The following is a 22,276-nucleotide window of genomic DNA, read 5'->3' on the forward strand; positions in this document are numbered from 1 at the left end:
CGGGTGGACGGCGCGACCACCGACGCGGACGCCGTCGTACCGCCCGGGGGGAGCGGAACCGCAGAGCCGTCGCCCTCGCCGAAGGCGACCACCGCGGTGGCCAGTCCGCCCGCCGCCGCGCCGAGCGCGACCAGGCCGACCAGGGCGCCGCGCCGCCGGCTCGTCCGCCGCCGGGCCCTCCGGGGTGCGGGGGCCGCGGTGGGCGCGGCCGGGACCGGGCGTTCGGGCTCCTGCTGGGGGAGCGCCTCCTGCGGTCGCCCGCAGCCTGGGCAGGAGAGCGCGCCGTTGAGGTGTCGTTGGCAGAGCGTGCAGTAACTCATTCGATCTTCCGTAGGTGCCCGCGTGCCGTGCCGGGTGTCTGCGGAGCCTACGCAGGTCGGCCCCGCTCGCGACACCGGTTCGGCGCGGGGCTTCTGCGGAGATCGCGTGGGGTTCGCGTGAGCACGAACCGGTCACCCCGCGGCGGCGCGGCCACGGGTCGCGGCCTCCGGCTGCGCACTCCCACGTGCAGCCCGAGGCCTCCCCGGCCTTCCGTCGGGAGCGCCCCAACGCCGCTCCGTCCGAAGGGAGTTCGAAGGCGGACGACCCTAGTGTCGGAGGTTCGGCGGGGGCGGGGGGAGGGTGTCGGCCCCCGGGGCCGGTTCCGGCCAGACCAGCAGGACGGGACAGGGGGCGTGGTCGACGACGAAGCGGGTGGCCGGCCCGAGGCTGTGGGGCCCCAGCCGGGTGCGGTCGCCGTCCCGGGCCAGGACCAGCAGCTCGGCCCCCTCCGCCGCGGCGACCACCTCGCGCTCGGTGCGGCCGCTGCGCTCCACCCGGGTGCAGGGCCGTCCGAGCCGGTCGGCGGCGGCGTCCAGGAGGTGCCGCCCCGAGGCGGCGGCGAGGCGTTCCACCTGGTCGCCGGGGTCGCGCTCGCGGTGGCCGCGCCCCAGCAGGCCGGCGAAGGCGCCGTGGGCGACGCCGGGGACGTCCTGGCCGCTGACGTGCAGCAGGACGAGCTCGGCGTCCTGCGGCGCGTGGACGCGGGCGGCGTCGACGCAGGCGGGCCAGGTGCCTTCGGCGATCCAGACGACGACGGTCACGGTGTCGGCCTCCTCGTGCTCAGACTCCGATGATCTGCAGGGACCCCCACAGTGCCACCACGGACAGCGTCAGGGCGGCGGGGACGACGAGCAGCCCGAGCCGGGTGAACTCGCCCAGGCCGATCTCGGTGTCGTGCTCGCGGACGATCCGCCGCCACAGCAGGGTGGCCAGCGAGCCCGCGTAGGTGAGGTTGGGGCCGATGTTCACCCCCAGCAGCACGGCCAGCACGGCGCCGGAGCCGGAGGGGACGGCCAGCGGGAGCAGCACCAGGGTGGCGGGCAGGTTGTTGATGACGTTCGCCAGGACGGCCGCCAGCGCCGCGACCCCCAGCAGGGCGGGCAGCGAGGTGCCGGCCGGGACGAGGTGCCCGAGCGCGGAGGCCAGCCCGTTGTCGACCACCGCCCGGACCACGATGCCGAGCGCGAGGACGAAGGCCAGGAACGGCACGGCGGCCGAGTGCAGGATCGCCGCCGGGGAGGTGCGGCGCCGGGCGAGCGCCCGGACGGCCAGCACCAGGGCACCGGCGGCGGCCGCCCAGGCCGGATCGATGCCGATGACCGAGGTCAGCACGAAGCCGGCCAGCGTGCCCGCCAAGGTGAGCAGGGCGAACAGCGGCATCTGCGGTGCCGCCACCTCGGTGTCGGGCGCGGTGCCCGGCTCCAGGTCGGTCGCGAAGAAGCGGCGCAGCACCGCGTACTCGACGGCGATCGCCGCCAGCCAGGGCAGCGCCATCAGGGCGGCGAAGCGGGTGAAGCTGAGTCCGCTGGCGGTGAGGGCCAGCAGATTGGTGAGGTTGGAGACCGGCAGCAGCAGCGAGGCGGTGTTGGACAGGTGGGTGCAGGCGTACAGGTGCGGCTTGGGGCGGGCGCCCAGCCGGGCGGCGGTGGCGAACACCACCGGCGTCAGCAGCACCACGGTGGCGTCCAGGCTGAGCACCGCCGTGACCACCGACGCGACGACGAACACCTGCGCCAGCAGCCGGCGCGGACTTCCGGCCGCGGTGCGGGCCATCCACGCCCCGCAGGCGCGGAACAGCCCCTCGTCGTCGCACAGCTTCGCCAGCACCAGCACGGCCGCGAGGAACCCGATCACCGGCCCGAGCCGCTCCGCCTCGGCCACCGCGTGCTCCCACGGGATCGCCCCGGTGGCGACCACCAGCCCCGCCGCCGGCACCGCGACCACCGCCTCCGGCCACCCCCACGGCCGGGCCACCGCACCGACCAGCACCAGGACCAGCAGGCCGACGGACAGCGCTTCGGCGAACGACGTACTCAGGGTCCTGCTCCTCGCGGGCGGCGGTGACGACGGCACCCATCGAACCAGAGCTCCCCGGACCGCGGCACCTCAGGAGGGGTTCGGCGGTGTGACCGCCACCATCCTGGACGACCCGGAGGCCCGTCAGTCCCGCTCCCGGCCGAAGGAGGAGGGCGCGGTCGGCAACGGATCCGGCCAGACGCCCCGCTCGGACAGGTGGAGGACGAGGGCGGCGATGTTCCAGGCGTCGTCCTCGCCGCGGTGGTGACGGCCTTCGAGTCGCCGCCCGGCGAGCTCCAGGGCCTGCGCCATGCCGGGGCGTTTGCGCAGGCCGTACGCCTCGGTGAAGACGATCTTGGCGTTGGTGTGGCTTCGGCCGAAGGGATAAGGCGTCCGGGTGGACTGGCACTGCCGGGTGAACTGGTTGCGGTCGTAGTCGCCCCAACTGGCCCACGGGCGGGACCCGGCGTGGTGTTCGGTCGCCAGCAGCCGGCACGCCTCGGCGAAGCTGACCCCGCCGTCCACCTCCTGTTGGGTGAGGCCGGTCAGCTCCGTGCAGAACTCGCTGACCGTGGACCGGGCGGGGCGTACCAGGATCCGGTGCCGGGCGAGGCGTTCCGCGGTGGTCAGGTCGACGACGGTCAGCCCGATCTCGATGATCTCGCTGACCGCGCCCTGCGGTTCGCCGCGGGCCCAGCAGGTGGCCTCGATGTCCACGACGTTCAGGAGCCGCTCGGCCCCGGTGCTGTCCATGGCGGAAGCGTAGGGACGAGGGGTGGGCGGGGCACCTGGATTTCTCCTGCTGTCCTGGTCGTGGGGCCCCGGCGGGGATCAGGCCCGGGCGAGAGCCTCGTCCGGGCGGCTCGCCTCGGCGGCCGGGGCCTGGGCGGCCCAGCGGCGGGCGAGCACGGCGCAGACCATCAGCTGCAGCTGGTGGAAGAGCATCAGCGGCAGCACCATCAGCCCGGCCGTCGCGCCGGGGAAGAGGACGGCGGCCATCGGGACGCCGCTGGCCAGGCTCTTCTTGGAGCCGCAGAAGACGATCGCGATCAGGTCGCCCCGGTCGAAGCCGAGGCGGCGGCCGCCCAGCAGGGTGACGGTCAGGACCAGGGCCAGCAGCGCGGACTCGACCGCCAGCAGGGCGGCCAGCCGGGGCAGGGAGAGCGTGGCCCACATCCCGCCGACGACGGCGGCGCCGAAGGCGCTGTAGACGACCAGCAGGATCGAGCCGCGGTCCACCAGGGAGAGGACGGAGCGGTGGCGGACCGTCCACGGGGCGATCCAGCGGCGCAGCACCTGGCCGGCGGCGAAGGGCAGGAGGAGTTGTTCGGCGATCTCCAGCACGGTGCCCGGCGAGATGCCGCCCCTGGTGTGCAGGAGGGCGGCGGCGAGCAGCGGGGTCAGGAGGATGCCGAAGAGGCTGGAGAAGGTCGCGCTGCAGACCGCGGCGGCGGTGTTGCCGCGGGCGATGGAGGTGAAGGCGATCGAGGACTGCACGGTGGAGGGCAGCAGGGTCAGGAACAGCAGGCCCTGGTAGAGCTCGGGTGGCAGGACGCTCGGTACCAGCAGGTGGGCGGCTGTTCCGAGCAGGGGGAAGAGGACGAAGGTGACGGCGAGCACGGTGGTGTGCAGTCGCCACTTCTTGAGTCCGTTCCAGGCCTCGCGGGCGGAGAGCCGGGTGCCGTAGAGGAAGAACAGCACGGCGACCCCGGCGGTGGCCGCGTCCGAGACGACCGGTGCGGCGGCGCCGCGGGCGGGGAGCAGGGCGGCGACCAGCACGGTGCCGAGCAGGGAGGCGATGAACGGGTCGATCCGCAGGCGGGAGCGGAGGAGGCGGAGCGGGGTGTTCGGGCGGATCGGGGTCTTCGGGCGGGGCATGGTTCTCCGCGCTGGTGGTTCGGCTGGGACGGCCTCAGCCTGCCGTCCGTTCGGGTGAGTGGGAATCCCGCTGGCCGCACTCACTGTCATCATGATTCGTGATATCAGCGGATAGGCTGGCCGGATGTTCGATCCGGTGCAGTTGAGGTCCTTCCTCGCGGTGGCCCAGACCGGCGGCTTCACCCGCGCCGCCCAACGGCTGGGGCTACGGCAGTCGACGGTCAGCCAGCACGTGCGGCGGCTGGAGGAGGCCGCCGGCCGGCGGTTCTTCCTCCGCGACACCCACTCCGTGCAGCTCACCGGCGAGGGCGAGGAGATGCTCGGCTTCGCCCGGACGATCCTGGAGGCGCACGAGCAGGCACTCGACCACTTCGCGCGGACGCAGGTGCGCGGGCGGGTGCGCTTCGGCGCCTCGGAGGACTTCGTCCACACCGAACTGCCGCAGATCCTGCGGGGCTTCCGGCGGCGCAACCCCCAGGTCGACCTCGAACTCACCGTCGGACTCAGCGCCGTGCTCTACGAGCAGCTGGCCGACGGGCGGCTCGACCTGGTCCTCGGCAAGCGCCCGCCGGGCGGCGACGCCCAGGGCCAACTGGTCTGGCAGGACCGGCTGGTGTGGGCCGCGGCGGAGGACTTCCGGCTGGACCACCCGGCGCAGCCGCTGCCGCTCATCGTCTACCCGCCGCCCAGTATCACCCGGGCCCGCGCCCTGGAGGCCTGCGAACGCGACGGCCGCCCCTGGCGGATCGCCTGTACCAGCACCAGCCTCTCCGGGGTCCGGGCCGCCGCCCTGGCCGGCCTCGGCGTGGTGCCGCACGCCCGCAGCCTGATCCCGTCGGGCCTGCGGCCGCTGCCCGACCAACCGGGCCTGCCGGACCTGGGCACCACCGACTTCGCCCTCACCACCGGGCGCACCACCGCCCGCGGCCCGGCCCGGGCGCTGGCCCGGGCCGTCCTCGCGGACGCCTTCCGGCTGCACCGCGCCCCCACGGCGGGGGAGGCACCGGCTGCTGGGGAAACCCGCTGGTGAGGGGCGTTCGGAGCAACGTAGACTCCCGTGCTCGTGACCGAGACCTCCGCCGCCGCTTCGATACCCGGCCCCGCTGACGTACCGTCCGGCCGGGCCGACGTGCCGCCCGCCGCGCCGCCGGCGGACGGGCTGCCGACCGCCGATGCCGAGCTCGTCGCCGCGGCCGTGTCCGCCGCCGGGCGCGGCATGGTCGGGCGGGAGACGGTGGCCGAGGTGGTGGCGCTGTGCGCCGTCGCCGGGGAGCACCTGCTGGTGGTCGGCCCGCCCGGGACGGCCAAGTCGGAGGCGGTCCGGCGGGTCGCGGCGCAGCTCGGCGGGCGGTACTTCGAGTACCTGCTCGGCCGCTTCACCGAGCCCAACGAACTGTTCGGACCGGTCGACCTGCGCCGCCTGCGGGAGGGCCGGGTCGAGTTCGAGACCACCGGGATGCTGCCCGAGGCCGAGATCGCCTTCCTGGACGAGGTGTTCCTCGGCTCCACCGCCGTCCTGAACACCCTGCTCGGCCTGCTCAACGAGCGGGTCTTCCGGCGCGGTGGCACCGTGCTCGCCAGTCCGCTGCGGATCTGCGTCGGCGCGGCCAACCACCTGCCCGAGGACCCGGCGCTGGCCGCCTTCGCCGACCGGTTCCTCGCCCGGGTCTTCGTCGAACCCGTCGCCGACGGCCGACTGGAGGAACTCCTGGAGGCCGGCCGCCGCCCGGCCGCGCCCGTCGTCACCGGCGAGCTGCTCGGCGCCCTCGACCGGCTGACCGCGGCCGCCCGCCACTGCGACCTCGACGCCGTCACCCCGCTGCTGGCCACCGCGCTGCGCCGACTGCGCTCGGCCGGCGTCCCGGTCAGCGACCGACGGGCCGTGCGCTCGCAGAACCTGGTCGCCGCGGCCGCCGTCCTGGACGGTCGCACCGCCGCCTCCGCCCGCGACCTCTGGGTGCTCCCGCTGATCGCCCCCACCGCCGACACCCAGGCGCTCGCCCGCGAGGCCCTCGCCGACCTGATCGACCGGGCCGCCAACCGCAGCCTGGCGCACACCGCGGAGGAACTCTCCCGCAGCACCGCGGCCCGCGCCGAGCGCCTGCTGCGGTCGGGCACCGAGCTGCTCGCCGAACACGGCGGGCTGTCGGACGGCCAGGACTCCCGGCTGCGGCTGGAGGCCGTGCTGCGCGAGATCGACGCCGGGTTCGACCCGGCGGACCTGCCGGCGCCGCTGACCGGGCTCCGGGCCGGACTGGTCGCGGCGGTCACGGCGGGTGCGGCGGGCGTGGCGGGCCCGGCGGGTGCGGTCGTCACGGCGGGCGTGGCCGTCACGGCAGGCGCGGCGGTCGCCCCCTCGTGACCGGTGCCCCGCTCCGCTGGGAGCGCCGTGAACCACCGCTCGAACCGGTCGCCGTCCTCGCCCTCGGCGCTGCCGTCCCCGCCCTCGCGACCACGACGCGCGCCCGGCTGGCGGCCGGGCACAGGCTTGCTGTGGCAGCCGACGGGACGGCGCTGCTGGTCCTCGGCGAGGCGCCGGACCTGCCCTGGGCCGACGGCGCCCGCTACCTGGGCGAGGACGACGGCGTGCTGGTCCCGACCACGGCCCGCCCGCAGCCCGGCGCGGCCCTGTGGCGGGTGGCGCTCGGGACGGCGGACGGGCAGCTGTGCGTCCTCGTCCCCGGCCACGCGCTGGTCGGCGACCGGCCGGTGCCCGTCCGGGACCCGGCGGACCTGGACCGCTTCGTGGAGCCCGGCACCGGAGAACCGGGCAGCGGGGAGTCGGGAGGGCAGGCCCCGCGCAGTGGCGCGGAACGGGTGAACGAGCAGTGAGGGCCTGGACGGTGGAGCCGTACGAAGTGGAGCGGAGCGCAAGCGTGGGCAGCGGGGCGACGGTCGGGGACCTGGACGGGCGGACGGTGCTGCCGGACGAACCGGCGCTCGGCCGGGTCGAGGAGCAGTGCGTGCGGCCGGCGCGGGTGCGTCGATCGTGACCGCCGCGCTCGCGCCCTGGGCCGGGACGCTGTCCGCGCTCACCCCCGAACTCGCCACCGCGCTGGGCCCCTTGCTGCGCCGCCTGGACGCCCTGATCGGCGCGCAGGAGCCCGTCGCCGGATCCGAGGGCGAGCCGGACGGCTACGGCGGCCTGGCCCGCGGCCGACGGCCGGAGCGGCTGCTGCCCGCCGAGTGGCTGCTCGCCGAGGAGTACCCGGAGGAGTTCCTTCGCCGTTGGAGCGAGGGTGAACTCCTGGAGCTGGAAACCGAGTTGCGCACCCCCGAGAGCCGCGGCCAGGTGGTCGTGCTGGTGGACGCCGGACCGGCCCAGGCGGGCGCGGCGCGGCTGGTCCAGCTGGCCGCGCTGCTCGTGCTGCACCGCCGGGCGGCGGCCCGGGGCAGCGAACTGCTGGTCGGCGTCCTGGGGGACCCGCCCGGGCGGCTGATCGGCGGCGACCTCGCCGAACTGCTGCCGCGCTGGCTCAAGGCCCGGCAGCACACCGACCCCGAACCCGAGGACGTCCGGTACGCGGAGCGGGCGCTGGACCCGGCCGCGCAGTGCTGGCTGCTCACCTCGCCCCGGCTGGCGGCCCGGCTGCCCGCCCGGCGGCGCACGGTGGCGAGCGAGGAGGCGGGCTGGAGCGCGAAGGGCGCCGCCGGAGTGACGGTCCGGGTGGACGGCGGGTCGGCCGTCGAGCTGCCGCTGCCCCCGGCGCGCGTCGCGGTCCGGGCCCTGCGTGGCCGCGGCTTCCGGGCCTCCGCCCAGCTCGACGCCCAACTGCCCGCCGTCGGCGGGGCGCTGCCCGCGTTCACCACCGGCGCGGCCACCCTGCTGGCCCGGGGCCGGCACAGCGATGTGCTGATCGCCCTGGCGCTGTCGAGCGCGGGGGCCCCCGACGGTGCCACTCGCCCGCGCCGCCACGAGCTGTTCGGCCCGGTGATCGCGGCCGCGCGCACCAGCGGGCGGCTGCTGGTGCTGTGCGTGCGCAACGACCGGCTGGAACTCCACGTCAGCGGACGGGCGTTGAGCGACTCCGACGGCTACCGGATCAAGTCGGCGGCCGTCGGCCTGCCGGAGATCGGCTCCCCGGAGTTCGCCGAGCTGATGGCCCGGCCGGTGCTGCCGCTGCTGCGCGAGGGCGACGCCCTGGTGCTGCCGGTGGCCGGCCGCTGGCGCCGGATCGAGCGTGGCGGGCGGGTGTCGGAGGTCGGACCGGTCGTCTCCACTGCGGGCGGTCACCCGTTCCGGTTCGCGCGGGAGCCCCGGCTGTCGCCCGTCCGGCTGCCCGCCGACGCGGCCGGGGCGCCGCACCTGGTGCACGGCGGCGGCTCCGTCGGCTGGTCGGCGGACGGGCGGACCTGGGAGGTCCGCCCGGCCCGGGGCGAGCAGCGCCGGATCCGCATCGGGGAGGGGGAGAGCGAGGTGATCGGACTGGTCGAGGACGGCTTCGAACCCGTCCTGATCACCTGCACCCGGGCCGCGGGGCTGGTCCGCGCTGTCCGGGCCGACGCGGTCCGCACGCTCACCGCGCTCTCCGGCGGTACGACCGCCCCCGCCGTCCACCCCCGGTTGCCGCTGATCGCCGCCGAACCCCGCCCGGGCCGGGTGGTGGTGGCGAACGCGACCGACGGGCGCACCCATGCCGTGATCAGGAGCACCGACTGATGAGCAGTTCCACGACCGGCGGCCGCGTGGCGAGCAGCGCTGCGACCGGCGGTCCCGTGACGGGCGGCCCGGTCGTCGATGCGGCCGGGTTCCTCCTCGACGTGCCGCTGATCGGCGTCGCCGAGGCGGCCGAACGCGTCCTCGCGCACTGGCAGTCCGGCGCCCGGCTGAGTGAACTGCCGGACGGGCGCTGGCTGTTGCAGCTGCCCGAGCCGGTGCGGACCCGTACCGACCGGGCGCCCGGCGCGCCGCTGCACGCCGTCGGCGGGGCGCTGGCGACGAGCCCGGGGCAGACCGGCCGGTCCGGTGAACTGGTGCTCACCAGAGGTGACCTGACGGAGCGTCAGGTGTTGGCCGAGCTGCCGGACGTGGACCCCTCGGACTGGTTGGACCTGGGCGGGCTCACCCTCCACCGACTGGGCCCGGTCGGCACCCCCGTCGAGGCCGAACCGGTCGGGACGGACCTGCCGCGCCCGGCCGCCGTGGACCTGCGCGCCGCGGCCGGCGTCCCCGGGCGCAGCCGGCGGGCGGGGCGGCTGCTGGCCGGGCCGCGTCCGGGCGCCGCGAAGGCGCGCCGGATCTCCGGGGTCGTGACCGGCCTGGTGTTCGCGCTGGGCCTGTCCTTCCTGGCCTCGGTCGTGGCGACGGGGGTGCCCAAGGGGCCCGTGATCGTCCTTCCGGTGACGATCGGCGCGATCGCCGGACTGACGTACCGCCGCCGCTCCCGGGCCCGTCCGGCCGGGCGCACCGGGCGGCCCGGCAGGCCCGGCACCCGTGCCGCGGCGACGCGCGGCGCCGTCGACGGACGGGCGTGGTGGGCGTCCGTCGTACCGTTCGCACTGTGCCTGCTGCTCGGCGTCCTCGCCCTGGTGGCCGGCCGCCTCGGCGGCGGGCTCCTGCTGACGCTCCTCGGGGCACTCGGCAGCGCCCTGCTGGTGCTGCCGAGGATCCCGGCCTTCGCCGAACGCGTCCGCACCGCCCAGGGGGCGGCGGAGAGCGCCGGAGGCGTCGGTGCGCCCGGAACGGCCCCGGCCGCCCCCGCCCGGCGGCGTCCGCCCCGGCGCCCGGGCAGCCAGTGGCTGGCCCGGCTCGCCCTGCGCAGCCCCGCCGGGGCGCTCTTCCGGGAGCGCCACGCCCGCTACCTGCACCAGCTCTCCCGGTCCTTCCGGCAGCGCCGGTGGGAGGACGCCCTGCGCGACGCGATCCAGCTCTCCGGCGGCGCCGACGCGGGCCCGGAGCGGGGTCTGCTGACCCTGCGCCTGCCCGAGCGCTTCACGGGCGCCCTGCGGCCCAGCCCCCGGGAGCGCGGCGGGGCGCCGATGGCGACGCCGCTCAGCGGGCCGACCGTCCACGAGTACCTGACCGGCCTCTACCGGGAAGCCGCCGAGGCCCTGGAACGGGACGGGCGGATCGACGAGGCCGCGTACCTGCTCGCCGACCTGATGGCCGCGCCCGCCGAGGCCGTCGCCCTGCTGGACCGGCACGGCCGCACCGCCCAGGCCGCCGAACTCGCCGAAGGGCGCGGCCTGGCCGCGGAACTGGTGGTCCGGCTGCACTGGCGTGCCGGGAACCGGGACCGGGCCGTGCGGATCGCCCACCGGCGCGGCGCCTTCGCCACCGCCGTCGAACGGCTCACCGCCACCGACCCGGCGGCCGCCCGGGACCTGCGCGCCGCCTGGGTGGACCACCGCCGCCGGGCCGGGGACCGGCTGGGCGCGGTCGAGGCGGCCTGGCCGGACGAGACCTTGCGCCCGGGCGTGCTGCCGGACCTCCGGGAGGCCGCCGAACTCGGCGGCGCGGCCCGGGGAAGGGCGCTGGTCCACCTGCTCGCGCTCGGCGAGGACGTCGCGGCGCCGGTCCGCGCCGCGCTCACCGCGGCCGGGCCGAGCATCGCCGGGCCGAGCGGCGCCGGGCCGCAGGTCACGACGCCGGGAACCGCCGCGCCGCGCACCGAGCGCGCGGCCGCCGTCGCCGCCCTCGCCGAGCTGCGCTGCGCCGACCCGGCCCTCGACCGCGAGCTCGCCACCCTCGCCGTACGCTCCCTGGTGCGCACCGGCGGACTGTCCGGCCAAGCCGCCGTACGCTCCGAAAGCACCGTCCACAACCGGCTGTTGAAGCGCGCCGACCCGTTGGCCGCCGCCGACCTGCCGAAGCCCCGGCGGACCGGACCCGGCCGCGGCGGGGCGCTCGCCGTCACCGCCGCCGACCGCCCCGGCACCCTGCCCGTCCTGGACGCGGCCCGGCTGGACTCCGGCCTGGTGCTGGTGGCCTGCGGCCAGGCCGGCGTACGGCTGCTCGGCCCGGACGGCCGGACCCGCGCCCGCTGGGACGTGCCCGCCGAGCAGCTGGTGGTCGCCGACCACGGCGGCACCGCGCTGCTGGTCGCCCGCTACGGGGCGGTCCGCGAACTGTTCCGGCTCGACCTCGCCACCCGCCGGGTCGAGCGGTGGACGGCCCTGCGGGTGCGCGCGATCGTCCCCTCCTACGACGGCCGCCACCTGCTCACCGTCGACCAGGACGGCATCGCCGTGCTCGACACCGACGCCACCCGCCCGACCGTCGTCCACCGCGAACTCGGCAACGACCAGCAGGCGGTGGGCCGGATCGCCCGCACCCCCGCGAGCTGCGCCGTGGTCGTCCACACCCGGGCCGGCGGCCACACCGCCGAACTCACCGAACTGTGGCGCTGGGACCAGCCCGGCTGGGAGCTGCGCGCCCGCACGGCGGTCGACCTGGACGACGCCGACGACCGGGTGGCGCTCGCCGACGGACGGCTGCTGACCGCCCGGCCGGGCGAAGCCCCCGGGACGACGGTGCTCAGCTGGACCGGCCGGGGCAGCGCCGAGCGGACCGTCACCGGCCCCCCGGTGGTGCTCGGCGCCGACGGCGCCCACTGGGCGTTCACCGAGCGCGCCGAGGACGGCCTGCGGGCCACCGTCGGGAGCACCTCCGGGACCGCCTTCACCGCTCTGCTGCCCGGGGCGACGACCGACCCCGCGCTCCGGCTGCGCGCCCACGCCGGGGCGGTGACCTGCTGGCACCGCGGCGGGCGGGTGTTCGCGGTGCGCGCGGACGGCACGGAGCTGCTGGCCAACCTGCGGGTCACGGCCGGCTGACGGTGATTGTTCGGATGGAGTTCGAGGAGGTGGGCCGGTGTCCTGGCCGGTGGTGATCGTTCTCGTCCCGGCGGAGCGGCGTCCGGAACTGGAGTCGCGCTTCCGCGCGCTCGGCCCGTTCTGGCACTGGCCGACGCCGCAGGACGACCAGGTGCAATGGGGAGGCAGCGCGTACTCCCTCGACCTGTCGGGGGAGGTGCTGCGCGACTACGAGCCGGAGCACCTGGACGAGGTCACGGCCCGGATCGGGGAGCCGTACGCCGTCCGCGTGGCGAGCGAGTCGATGGACGCGGCCCGGGCCCTGCTGCGGCACATCCTGCCGGGCCTCGCCGCGACCGTCGACACCGACCACTGGGAGCTCATCCCCTCCGACGACTTCCTCGGCCTGCTCGCCCGTCACCCCGGGTGGGACTGGCGCCGCGTCCCGAGCACGGAACTGCCCGGCGGGCCGGGGCCGTCGGGCGGGTCCGGGGCCGGGGACAGGTAGGCGTCCAGCCGGGCCGCGGCGGTGAGCATCGCCCGGCCCCGGGTGGTGAGGCGCTGCTGCCAGTCGTCCAGCGCCGCGGCCAGGGAGTCGGTGCCGCCCGCCGTGCGGACCTGCCGCACGACGGTGGTGATGTGGGCCAGCGGGTGGCCGCCGCGGCGCAGCAGGTGGGTCAGTTCGGCGTCGCGGACGTCCTCGGGGCGGTAGGAGCGGTGTCCGCCGGGGCGGTCGCGGGCCGGGGTGAGGATGCCGGCCGTCTCCCAGGTGCGCAGGGTGGCGGGGGTGAGGCCGAGCCGGTGGGCGAGTTCGCCGATGCTGAGCGGGCCGGGGAGGGAGCGGCCGGTCCCGGCCCGCTCGGTGGTCCGCCCCGAGGTGAGGTCCTCGACCGCCCGGCGGACGGTGGCGAGGGTCTCGCGGTCTCGGAGCAGCTGGGCGTGGCCCCGGTCGAGCGCCGTCAGGGCCTCGTCCGGACGGTCGGCGTTGACGGCGGACATCACCAGGGCCGCCGTCGCGTGCCCGAAGGCCGTGACGAGGGCGAGGAAGGCCCGCAGCGCGGCGGCGTGGCGCTCGGTGTAGATCCGGTAGCCGGTGGGGGTGCGCTCGGCGGGCGGCAGGAAGCCGTCGCGCTCGTAGTTGCGCACGGCCTGGGTCGAGAGGCCGTGCTCGCGGGCGAGGTCGGCAGGGCGCACGGCGGTGACCTCCTGGTTTGAGACTTCTCATCGATAATGCCGGGCTGAGACGCGGAAAGTCTCAACCGAGCTTTCAAGGATACGCTTGAGGTTCATGAGCCAGGACATCGGAGACTTCCGCACCCCTTCCTGCGAACTGCTGGCGCTCGGCGAGCCGACGCACCAGGAACCGGCCTTCGGGCTGGTCCGCAACCGGCTGTTCGCCCGACTCGTGGCCCAGGGCTTCCGCTCGATCGCCCTGGAGACCGACCAGGTGGCCGCACTGGCGGTGGACGACCACGTCCGGCACGGCGTGGGCACCCTCGACGCGGTGCTCGCCGAAGGCTTCACCCACGGCTTCGGCGCCCACCGGGCGAACCGCGAACTCGTCGCCTGGATGCGCGAGTTCAACCGTGACCGGGAGGCCGGGGAGCAAGTGGCGTGCCACGGCTTCGACCTCCCCACCGAGAACACCACGGCGCCCAGCCCGCGCCGCTACCTCGAACACGCCCGTGACTTCCTCCGGCTCGACCTGGACGTCGCCGCGCTGACGGGGGAGGACGAGCGCTGGGAGCGTGAGGAGGCGATCCTCGACGCCGCCGCGTCACCCGGAGCCACTCTCGAGGCCGAACGACTGCGCCGCACAGCCGACGACCTGCTCAACCAACTCTACGTACGCGCACCGGACTTGATCGCAGCGACCTCGCACGCCGAGTGGCTCCGGGCCGGTGTCCGGCTGCGGGCCGGGATCGGACTGCTGCGCTACCACGCCCAGGCGGCCGTCCAGGGCCTGGGGGCGAGCGCCCGGATCTCCGGTCTGATCCGGATGCGCGACGCCCTGATGGCGCAGAACCTGCTCGACATCCGCGCCGTCGAGGCCCGGCGCGGGCCGACCCTGGTGTTCGCCCACAACCGGCACCTCCAGCGCAACCCCAGCGCCTGGTCCCAGGGCGAACTGGACTGCGGCTGGAACGGCGCCGGCCACATCGTCGGCTCGCTGCTGGGGGAGCGCTACGTCTTCGTCGCGGGCAGCCTGGGGCGCAGCGCCGCGCTCGGGCTCGGCGAGCCGACTCCGGGGACGTACGAGGCACGGCTGCAGACCGGCGGTGGGGCCTGGCGGCTGACCGCCCCGCCGGTCCCGGGCACGGCCCGCACCCGCACCGACACCACCCCGCGCCAGGGCTACTTCCCGCTCGACCCGGAGACCCTCGACGGCGCCGCGGCGCTGCTGCACATCGTCGACGGCGCGGCGGCCGCCGGGTAGCGGCTCCTCACGGCCCCGGGTAGGCCGCCCGCAGATGGGCGAGCAGGGCGGCGGTCGGCGGCGCCGGGGGCCGCTCGCTCGGCCAGGCCAGCGCGACCCGCACCCGGGGGACGGGATCGGCCAGCCGCCGGACGGCCACGCCGGCGGCCGGCTCCCGGTCCGGCAGCACCGCCACGCCCAGTCCGTGCGCGGTGAGTTCGGCCAGCTGTGGCGGCGCGGCGGCCTCGACCGCCACGGTCGGGGCCGCGCCCGCCTCCGCGAGGGCGCGCTCCAGCGCCGTCCGCAGGCCGGTGCCGGGCGGTGTGCTCACCAGGGCGTGCCCGGCGAGCGCGGCGACGGGCAGCGGGCCGTCGCCGCGGGCGAGCGGGTGGTCCGCCGGGCAGAGCGCGACCAGCGGGACCTCCAGCACGGGGTGCAGGGCGAGTCCGGCCAGTGCCGTCCAGCCGTCGTCGTCCGCCCGCCCGCTCGCGACGGCGGGCAGGCCGATCACGGCGAGGTCGAGCCGCCCCTCGCGCAGGGCGCCGAGCATCCCGGCGGTGGTGTCCTCGGCGAGCGCGAAGTCGATGCCGGGGTGCTCCTGACGGAAGGCGGCCAGCGTGGTGGCGAGCCCCGGGAGGGCGCCCAGGGCGGGTGGCGGGGCGAGCGCCGCGCCCGCGACCATGCCGAGCCGTACCCGCCCGCACCGCAGGCCGTCGAACTCCTGCGCCGTCCGCCGGGCGGCCGCCGCGGCGGCGAGCGCGGCCCGGGCGTGCGGCAGCACCGCCTCGCCGACCCTGGTCAGCCGCACCGTGCGGCCCGAGCGGTCCAGCAGCCGGTGGCCCAACTCCCGTTCCAGCTGCCGGATCTGGGCGCTCACTCCGGGCTGGCTCAGGTGCAGCAGCTCGGCAGCGCGGGTGAAGCTGCCGTGCCGGGCGACGGTGACGAAGTACTGGAGCTGCCGGAGTTCCATAACCGATGATCATAGGTGGCAGAACGATCCGGTCTTGGACGGGCGGACGACTCCCGTCGCAGGCTGGGGACATGAACAGCGCGCAGCAGGACCACGGCGTCGAATGGATCCGCGAGCAGGTCGCGGGGGAGCGGCGCGACCTCGCCGAGGTGTTGGCCGGCCTCACCCCGCGGCAGTGGAACGCGCCCTCGCTGTGCGAGGGTTGGCGGGTCCGCGAGGTGGCCGCCCACATGGGCACCGGCTTCCGCTACTCCACCGCCCGGACCCTCGGGGAACTCCTCCGCTCCGGTGGGAACGTCCACCGGATGGCCGACCGGATCGCCCGCCGCGACGCCGCCGCCCTCACCACGGACCGGCTGGCCGCCGCCCTGTCCGAGCACGCCGGGCACCCCTGGCGGCCCCCGGTCGGCGGCCGGATCGCCGCCCTCGCCCACGACGCGGTGCACGGCCTGGACATCACCGTCGCCCTCGGCCTGCCGCCGCGCCTGCCCCTGCACCGCGGCACCGCCCTGCTGGGCGGGGTCTCGCCCCGCAGCCTGCGCTTCTTCGGCGCCCGGCTGGAGGGAGTACGGCTGCGCGCGACGGACGCGGACTGGTCGTACGGCCCCGGTCCGCTGCCGGTGGAGGGGCGGGCGGAGCACCTGCTCCTGGTGGCGTACGGGCGTCGGCTCCCGGCGGGCCTGTTGACCGGAGCGGGCGCGGAGCGCTTCACGGATCGGGCCGACCGGTGACACCGGCCGGCCCGGCCCCGCGCCGGGTGGCGCCCGGGTGTGGCGCCTGGGTGTGGTGCCCGGGATCAGAGCGAGTCGCAGTACCGCGCGAACGCGGCCCGGGTCCCGGCGCCGGCGTCGCCGTCGATGGCGCCGGTGTAGCCCCAGTTGCTCTTCAACCAGCGTTGCAGCGCCTCCACCGTGTGGGTCCCGACGATGCCGTCGATGGCGTCGGTGTAGCCCCAGTCGGCGCGCAGGAACCGCTGCATGGCCTGCCAGCTGCCGGTGCCGAGCTGGCCGTCGATGGCGCCGGTGTAGCCCCAGTACTGCTTGAGCGGGGCCTGGAGCTTGGCGGCCTGCGAGGTGCTCAGCCCGAGGTTGACGACCGCCGCCAGCCCGGCGGGCCCGGATTCCGCCGCCTGCTGGACGCCGGTCGGCGTCGCCGCGACGGCGGCACCGGCACCGGCCAGGCCGCCGACGGCGATACAGGCCACGGCCGTGGCACCGACGACCGCCTTCACCAGAACGTTCGAGCGCATGTGCAGCCCCCTTCGGGACACCCGTGGGACGGGTGACTTGTCTGGACACCGTCACTCTGGCACGGGTGCCGCCGCCCACGAACCGATCCGGGCCGGATGGCCGGTACTGCGCCCACACTGGCCGACCGGCGGAGCTTCGAACCCGAACCTCCGCCTCCACCGGCGGGCCGGGGTGGGCCCTCAGACGGACTGTCCGACCGGCCGGATCACGACGGTGTTCACGTCGACGCCGGCCGGCTGGCGCACCGCCCACACGATGGAGTCGGCGATCTGGTCCGCGGTCAGGTTGAGGCCCTGGGGGGCGCCGCCCGCGCCCTCCCAGAAGTTGGTCTCCACCCGGCCGGGGGCGACCAGGGTGACGCCGATCCCGTCGGCGGTGACCATCCGGCGGGTGTTCTCGGCGAGGCCGGTCACCGCCCACTTGGTGGCGCCGTAGATGTTGCCGGGGGTGTGGACCAGGCCGGCGACGCTGCCGATCAGCACGATCCGGCCCTTGGACTCCTTCAATGCGGCCAGCGAGGACCGGATGAGCAGGGCCGGGCCGAGTACGTTGGTGAGGACCATGTCACGCCAGCCGGCCGGGTCGCCGTCGGCGAGCGAGTCGTGGGTGGCGTAACCGGCGTTGGCGACGACGGTGTCCAGCCGCCCGAAGGTCCGGACGGTGGCCTGGACGGCGGCCTCGACGGCCTCGTGGTCGGCGGCGTCGGCGGCGACGGTGAGCAGGGTGTCCGGCTTCGCGGCCGCCTCCTCCGCGAAGCGGGCGAGCCGGGAGCCGTCGCGGCCGGTGACGGCCACCCGGTGGCCCTCGGCGAGCAGTCGGCGGGCGGTGGCGGCGCCGATGCCGCTCGAACCGCCGGTGATGAGGGTGACGGGCGAGTCGGTCACGGGGTGGTGCTCCTTGTTCCTCGGTGTGGAGCGGTGACCACTGTCCCTCTCTCCTCACGGGCCGGAAGCTGATCGTGTCGCGTCAAACAACGTATTGATCGTTTGTCGTGCCAGGCAAGATCCCGCCGGGGTTCTGGCCGAAAACCTTCGGGTCTGACGCCTTGTCGGCTTCGATCCGCCGGTGGCGGGGCCCGAGGATCTTGCTTTCGGTGCCCGGCCCCGGTCGGCGGGCCGTCGTCGGCCGGGGCCGGTGGGCTGTTCCCGTCAGCTCGCGCGCCCCGCCGCCCTCCGTGCCTACGATCGGAGGAGCCTCCCGCTCGCCGGACGAGCGCAAGGGTGCAGGCGAGACGGAAGCCAGGTAGCCGATGGCCCCGAGGTCCGTGCAGTGGCCGCCGTACGTGCGGCTGGCGCCGTGGTTGCTGATCGTCGGCGGGCTGGTGTGGGACGCGCTGGACCCGGCCGACTACTGGGGCGACCCGATGCTGGCGGCGGCGGCCGTGCTGGCCGGGGCGCTGCTGCCGCTGCGGGACGTCGTCGCGGTGGCGCTGGCGAACGTGGTCGGGATCCTGGTGCTGTCCGTGCGGGACGGCTCGATCGGGACCGGGGACGGCTACCTGGAGCTGGTCAACACCGCCTTCGCCGCGCTGCTGGGGATCGGGGTGAACCGGGTGGTGGCCCGGCACGGGCGCCGGCTGGAGCGGGTGCGGTCGGTGGCGGAGGCCGCGCAGCGGGCGGTGCTGCCGGAGCCGCCGGGGCGGGTGGCGGGGCTGGAGGTCGCGGCCTGCTACCGGGCGGCCCAGGACGAGGCGCTGATCGGCGGGGACGCGTACGCGCTGCAGGCCACTCCGTACGGGGTGCGGGTGGTGATCGCGGACGTGCGGGGCAAGGGGCTGCACGCGGTGGGGGCGGTGTCGGTGCTGCTGGGGGCGTTCCGGGAGCTCGCGCACCGGGAGCCGGACCTCGCCGGGCTCGCGGCGGCCCTGGAGCGCACGCTGGCCCGGGAGAGCGCCGGGCTGGGCGAGGAACTGCGCCTGGAGGGGTTCATCACCGCGCTGCTGGTGGAGTTCCCGCCGGGGGAGGCGGTCGCCCGGACCGTGGACTGCGGCCACCCCGGGCCGTACCTGCTCGGCGGCGGCGGGGCGGGGGTGAGCCGGTGGGACGCGGCCGACCCGGGGCTGCCGCTCGGGATGGGCGCGCTGGGGGCGGACGGCCCGGAGGCGGAGACCAGGCCCTTCCCGCCGGGGAGCACGCTGCTGCTGGTGACCGACGGGGTCACCGAGGCGCGGGACGCGGCGGGGGAGTTCTACGACCCGGTGCGCGGGCTGGCACCGCTCGGGCCCTTCGCGGGGGCGGAGCAGGCGGTGGCGGCGCTGGTGGCGGACGTGGCCCGGTGGACGGGCGGACCGCGGGACGACGACATGGCGGTGCTGGCGGTCACCCGGCGCCGGCCGACGGACCCGGCGGACGCGGCGGACGCGGCGGATCCGACCGGATGACGGCGGCCGGGCACGGCTCCGAACGGTTACGCCGATATCACGGTGAGGTTACGGAAGCTGCCTACTCCACGGATTCCGGCCAACTTGAGGGGTGTTGGCCGGTGGCCGGAAACCGGGTGTCCGGATATCGGACGACGAAATGGACGCGCTGGTCGGGGGCCGTCCGCGTCGGCCCGGAGAGCGGCGCAGGCCTTGGCGGGCAGGCCGGGCCGGGTGCGCGCCGTCGCGGCGCCGGGGCATAAGGGCTCGTAAGGGGGGCGTCGGGGCCGGTCGCCGTGGTGGCGGGATCCGGCCGAGCCGGGGATCGTCCGGAAAGGGACCTGTTGCTTGCCCCGTGTCGAATGCGTGACCGAGAGTCGCATCGATGAACGAGAAGCCTCACTCCCGTCAGGCCCGTCTGTTCGGCCACCGCGACTTCCGGCTCCTGCTGACCGGAGCGGCGGCGGCCCAGACGGGCAGTCAGGTCACCCTGGTCGCGCTGCCCTTGGTGGCCGTGGTGGTGCTCGACGCCACCCCCTTCGAGGTCGGCCTGCTCACCGCCGCCGAGACCGCGGCCTTCCTGCTGGTCGGCCTGCCGGCCGGCGCCTGGCTGGACCGGATGCGCAAGCTCCCGGTGCTGATCCGCGCCGACGTGGTGCGCTGCCTCGCGGTCGGCTCGATCCCGCCGGCGGCGGCCTTCGGGGTGCTCACCATGCCCCAGCTCTACCTGGTCGCGCTGGTCACCGGGGTGGCCACGGTCTTCTTCGACGTGGCCCACCAGTCCCTCCTGCCCGCCGTCCTGCCGCGCGAGCAACTGGTCGCCGGGAACGGCGCCCTGGAGACCGTCCGCTCCTCGGCGCAGATCGCCGGGCCGGGCCTGGGCGGCGGACTGGTCCAGCTGCTCGGCGCACCGCTCGCCATCGTCGCCGACGCCTGCGGCTACCTCGCCTCGGCGCTGCTGCTCGCCCGGATCCGGGTCGAGGAGGAGCTGCCGGAGCCGGAGCCCGGCCGTTCGCTGCGGGCCGAGGTGGCCGAGGGCGTGCGCTTCGTGCTCGGCCACCCGCTGCTGCGGGCGATCGCCACCGCCACCGCCGTGTCCAACCTGTTCGCCGCCGTGCTGATGGCCGTTCAGACCGTCTTCTGGGTACGGGTGCTCGACCTGTCGCCCGGGGCCATCGGCGCCCTGCTGTCGGCCTCGGCCGTCGGCGGGCTGGCGGGCGCACTGTGCGCGGGGCAGCTGTCCCGCTGGGTCGGGCAGGCCCGGCTGATCTGGCTGGCCACCGTGGTGACCGCGCCGTTCGCGCTGCTGTGGCCGCTGTCCGGCGGCGGTCCCGGCGCCGTGCTGTTCGGTGTCGGCTCCGGCGTGGTGCTGTTCGGCGCGGTCGCGTACAACGTCGCCCAGGTGAGCTTCCGGCAGAGCGTCTGCCCGCCCGAACTGCTCGGGCGGATGAACGCCACCATGCGCTTCCTGGTCTGGGGCACCCTGCCGATCGGCGCCCTCGCCGGCGGGGCCGTCGCCGACTGGGCCGGACCGCGCGCCGCGCTGTGGCTGTGCGCGGTGGGCTTCCTGCTGGTGCCGGTGCCGCTGCTGCTGTCGCCGCTGCGGCGGATGCGCGACCTGCCCACCGGGCCGGCCGGATCCGGACCCGGGGTCGAGGCCGAGGCCGAGGACGGCGAGGACGACGTCCGACAGCCCGCCGTGAGCCCCACCGCCGCCCCCTGACCATCCGCCCCTGACCCCCTGACCCCCTGAACCCCTGACCGACGAACCGAACCGTCCGAGCCGACCGAACCGTCCGAGCCGACACCGGAAACCGGAGACCGTTCCGTGCACGCCAGCATCACCGCCGCCTACCTCGCCCGGTACCGCGCCGCTGCCGCCGACTCCCCGGTGGAACTGCTCCCGCTGACCGGCGCCCAGCGGCGGTTCCTGATCACCCGCCGACTCGCCCCGCAGACCCGCTCCGACGTCGCCCCGCTGTTCTTCGCCTACCCCGCCGACGCCCTCGACCTGGACCGGCTGGGCCGCGCCGCCACCGCCGTCGCGGCCGCCCACCCGGCGCTGTGCGGCGCCTTCGTGACCGTGCGCGGCACCCCCGTGCTGCGCACCGGCGGCCCCTCCGTCGAGGTCGCCCGGATCGACGTGGACCCCGGCGCCGGCACCCACCGGGCGCTGCGCGCCGCGCTGTTGGACTGGCCGCTCGACGGGCCCGCGCTGCGCCTGCTGGTGGCCCGGGAGCCGGACGGCGGCGAGGACCTGCTCGCCCTCGCGCTGGACCACGCGGCCTGCGACGAGCAGTCGCTCGGGGTGCTGGTCGGCGAACTCGCCGAGGCCTACCGGCGGGACGAACCGCCCGCGCCCGGCCCCGGCCCGCAGGCCGTCGCCGACTTCCGGGAGGCCGTCGAACTCCAGCTGGCCGCCGAGGAGTCCGCCGCCGGTCCCGCCGCCCAGGCCCACTGGGGGCGCCGGCTCGGCGGTCTGAGCGGGGCGGGCGGCGGCGCCGCGCGGACCACCGGCATGCTGGTCGAGCGGCTGCCCGCCGTCCCGGCGAGCGCCCGCGGCGCGATCTTCCCCGCCCTGCTGGACGCCGTGGGCGCCGCCGCCCGGCGGCTGCACCGCGTGGACGGCCCGCTCGCGCTCGGCTACCCGTGGGGCGGCCGCCCGCCCGGCGCGCCCGCCGCGCTCGGCTGTTTCCTCAACACCCTGGTGCACGCCGTGCCCACCCGGCCCGCCACCGACCTGGAAGCGCTCTGCGACGACTGGTGGGACGACCTCGACCACGCCGGAACGCCCTTCGACGAGGTGGTTCGGGCCGCCCGGGTCGCCGGTTCGCCCTGGTCCGGCGGGCTGGACGCGATGCTCACCTTCGAGGACCTCCAGCGCCGCCCGCCGCTGGTACTCGGCGGCGTCCCCGGCCGCGAGGTCCACCTCGGCGGGCGCCCGCTCGCCGCGCCGACGGCCGTCTCCGCCTCCCACGGCGAGGAGCTGACGGTCCGCCTGGCCTGGGACGACGAGCGCTTCCCGGCCGCCGACGCGGAGGCCGCCTTCGCCGACCTGCTGGCCGTGCTGAGCCGCCACCTCTGACCGCCACCTCCGGCCACCCACGCCCGGCCACCCTCCTCCGGCCGCCACCCCTCACCGTCGCCTCCAGCCGTCACCCCTGGACGCCACGGCCCCTCAGACCCCATCCTCCCCAAGGACCACATCCACTCCAAGGACCCCGGGCCGCACCCTCACCCCGGTGCGGCCCGCCCCCACCGGCCGCGTCGGGACCACCCCACGCCCGCGCCCGGCCACCGCAGTGCCGACA

At 76.5% G+C, this 22,276-nt stretch carries 20 protein-coding genes and 1 pseudogene; 12 read left to right on the forward strand and 9 right to left on the reverse strand.

The window, feature by feature from the left end; genetic code table 11:
* The 5 genes and pseudogenes from ACFXPX_RS33030 to ACFXPX_RS33050 all read right to left on the reverse strand — a co-directional run.
* Positions 1 to 320 (reverse strand): annotated as a pseudogene (locus ACFXPX_RS33030) (hypothetical protein); the annotation flags it as partial.
* Between the two features lie 267 nt (positions 321 to 587).
* Positions 588 to 1,082, reverse strand: a complete 495-nt coding sequence (locus ACFXPX_RS33035; protein WP_375891064.1) for a universal stress protein — start codon at positions 1,080 to 1,082, stop codon at positions 588 to 590.
* Positions 1,083 to 1,101: 19 nt separating this feature from the next.
* Positions 1,102 to 2,358 (reverse strand): arsenic transporter, encoded by a 1,257-nt coding sequence (locus ACFXPX_RS33040; protein ID WP_380644315.1) that lies wholly within the window; start codon positions 2,356 to 2,358, stop codon positions 1,102 to 1,104.
* Positions 2,359 to 2,481: 123 nt separating this feature from the next.
* Entirely contained in the window at positions 2,482 to 3,090 is a 609-nt protein-coding gene (locus ACFXPX_RS33045; RefSeq protein WP_380523063.1) for an exonuclease domain-containing protein, read from the reverse strand.
* A 78-nt stretch (positions 3,091 to 3,168) separates the two neighbouring features.
* Positions 3,169 to 4,215 (reverse strand): bile acid:sodium symporter family protein, encoded by a 1,047-nt coding sequence (locus tag ACFXPX_RS33050; RefSeq protein ID WP_380644305.1) that lies wholly within the window; start codon positions 4,213 to 4,215, stop codon positions 3,169 to 3,171.
* 124 nt (positions 4,216 to 4,339) lie between these two features.
* Here ACFXPX_RS33050 and ACFXPX_RS33055 point away from each other — a divergent pair, with 124 nt between their 5' ends.
* From ACFXPX_RS33055 to ACFXPX_RS33085, 7 genes are read left to right on the forward strand one after another with little or no spacing between them, the layout of a single operon-like run.
* Positions 4,340 to 5,245 (forward strand): LysR family transcriptional regulator, encoded by a 906-nt coding sequence (locus ACFXPX_RS33055; RefSeq protein WP_375891069.1) that lies wholly within the window; start codon positions 4,340 to 4,342, stop codon positions 5,243 to 5,245.
* Positions 5,246 to 5,278: 33 nt separating this feature from the next.
* Positions 5,279 to 6,577 carry an AAA family ATPase gene (locus ACFXPX_RS33060; RefSeq protein WP_380644306.1) on the forward strand — a complete coding sequence of 433 codons (1,299 nt, stop codon included), beginning with the start codon at positions 5,279 to 5,281 and terminating at the stop codon, positions 6,575 to 6,577.
* Complete coding sequence (locus ACFXPX_RS33065; protein WP_380589269.1) at positions 6,574 to 7,047, forward strand: hypothetical protein; 474 nt, start codon at positions 6,574 to 6,576, stop codon at positions 7,045 to 7,047. Before ACFXPX_RS33060 ends, ACFXPX_RS33065 begins: the two co-directional genes overlap by 4 nt.
* Before the next feature lie 26 nt (positions 7,048 to 7,073).
* Positions 7,074 to 7,208 (forward strand): hypothetical protein, encoded by a 135-nt coding sequence (locus tag ACFXPX_RS33070; RefSeq protein WP_380523068.1) that lies wholly within the window; start codon positions 7,074 to 7,076, stop codon positions 7,206 to 7,208.
* The gene (locus tag ACFXPX_RS33075) at positions 7,205 to 8,875 is read left to right on the forward strand and encodes a hypothetical protein (RefSeq protein WP_380589272.1); all 1,671 of its coding nucleotides are present in this window, start codon (positions 7,205 to 7,207) and stop codon (positions 8,873 to 8,875) included. Before ACFXPX_RS33070 ends, ACFXPX_RS33075 begins: the two co-directional genes overlap by 4 nt.
* Positions 8,875 to 11,991, forward strand: a complete 3,117-nt coding sequence (locus ACFXPX_RS33080) for a bpX6 domain-containing protein (protein WP_380644307.1) — start codon at positions 8,875 to 8,877, stop codon at positions 11,989 to 11,991. Before ACFXPX_RS33075 ends, ACFXPX_RS33080 begins: the two co-directional genes overlap by 1 nt.
* Positions 11,992 to 12,028: 37 nt before the next feature.
* Positions 12,029 to 12,478, forward strand: a complete 450-nt coding sequence (locus tag ACFXPX_RS33085) for a hypothetical protein (protein ID WP_380644308.1) — start codon at positions 12,029 to 12,031, stop codon at positions 12,476 to 12,478.
* Here ACFXPX_RS33085 and ACFXPX_RS33090 read toward each other — a convergent pair.
* Positions 12,388 to 13,164, reverse strand: a complete 777-nt coding sequence (locus ACFXPX_RS33090) for a TioE family transcriptional regulator (protein WP_380523072.1) — start codon at positions 13,162 to 13,164, stop codon at positions 12,388 to 12,390. The genes ACFXPX_RS33085 and ACFXPX_RS33090 overlap by 91 nt on opposite strands.
* Positions 13,165 to 13,258: 94 nt before the next feature.
* Here ACFXPX_RS33090 and ACFXPX_RS33095 point away from each other — a divergent pair, with 94 nt between their 5' ends.
* The gene (locus tag ACFXPX_RS33095) at positions 13,259 to 14,407 is read left to right on the forward strand and encodes an erythromycin esterase family protein (RefSeq protein ID WP_380644309.1); all 1,149 of its coding nucleotides are present in this window, start codon (positions 13,259 to 13,261) and stop codon (positions 14,405 to 14,407) included.
* A 7-nt stretch (positions 14,408 to 14,414) separates the two neighbouring features.
* Here the strand turns inward: ACFXPX_RS33095 and ACFXPX_RS33100 are convergent, their stop codons facing one another.
* Positions 14,415 to 15,356 carry a LysR family transcriptional regulator gene (locus ACFXPX_RS33100; protein ID WP_380589287.1) on the reverse strand — a complete coding sequence of 314 codons (942 nt, stop codon included), beginning with the start codon at positions 15,354 to 15,356 and terminating at the stop codon, positions 14,415 to 14,417.
* Positions 15,357 to 15,427: 71 nt separating this feature from the next.
* On the opposite strand from ACFXPX_RS33100, the gene ACFXPX_RS33105 reads away from it, so the two are divergent.
* Entirely contained in the window at positions 15,428 to 16,087 is a 660-nt protein-coding gene (locus ACFXPX_RS33105; RefSeq protein WP_380589290.1) for a maleylpyruvate isomerase family mycothiol-dependent enzyme, read from the forward strand.
* A gap of 65 nt (positions 16,088 to 16,152) precedes the next feature.
* Here the strand turns inward: ACFXPX_RS33105 and ACFXPX_RS33110 are convergent, their stop codons facing one another.
* Complete coding sequence (locus ACFXPX_RS33110; RefSeq protein WP_380644310.1) at positions 16,153 to 16,605, reverse strand: peptidoglycan-binding protein; 453 nt, start codon at positions 16,603 to 16,605, stop codon at positions 16,153 to 16,155.
* 180 nt (positions 16,606 to 16,785) lie between these two features.
* Complete coding sequence (locus tag ACFXPX_RS33115) at positions 16,786 to 17,490, reverse strand: SDR family oxidoreductase (protein ID WP_380523077.1); 705 nt, start codon at positions 17,488 to 17,490, stop codon at positions 16,786 to 16,788.
* A 365-nt stretch (positions 17,491 to 17,855) separates the two neighbouring features.
* Between ACFXPX_RS33115 and ACFXPX_RS33120 the strand changes: the two genes are divergently transcribed.
* The 3 genes from ACFXPX_RS33120 to ACFXPX_RS33130 all read left to right on the forward strand — a co-directional run bounded on the left by ACFXPX_RS33120 (position 17,856) and on the right by ACFXPX_RS33130 (position 22,050).
* Entirely contained in the window at positions 17,856 to 18,986 is a 1,131-nt protein-coding gene (locus tag ACFXPX_RS33120; protein WP_380523078.1) for a PP2C family protein-serine/threonine phosphatase, read from the forward strand.
* A gap of 364 nt (positions 18,987 to 19,350) precedes the next feature.
* Complete coding sequence (locus ACFXPX_RS33125; protein ID WP_375891098.1) at positions 19,351 to 20,688, forward strand: MFS transporter; 1,338 nt, start codon at positions 19,351 to 19,353, stop codon at positions 20,686 to 20,688.
* Positions 20,689 to 20,793: 105 nt separating this feature from the next.
* Entirely contained in the window at positions 20,794 to 22,050 is a 1,257-nt protein-coding gene (locus ACFXPX_RS33130) for a non-ribosomal peptide synthetase (RefSeq protein ID WP_380589297.1), read from the forward strand.
* The last annotated feature ends 226 nt before the right edge of the window (positions 22,051 to 22,276 follow it).

Source organism: Kitasatospora sp. NPDC059146 (assembly GCF_042786665.1).
Lineage (GTDB): Bacteria > Actinomycetota > Actinomycetes > Streptomycetales > Streptomycetaceae > Kitasatospora.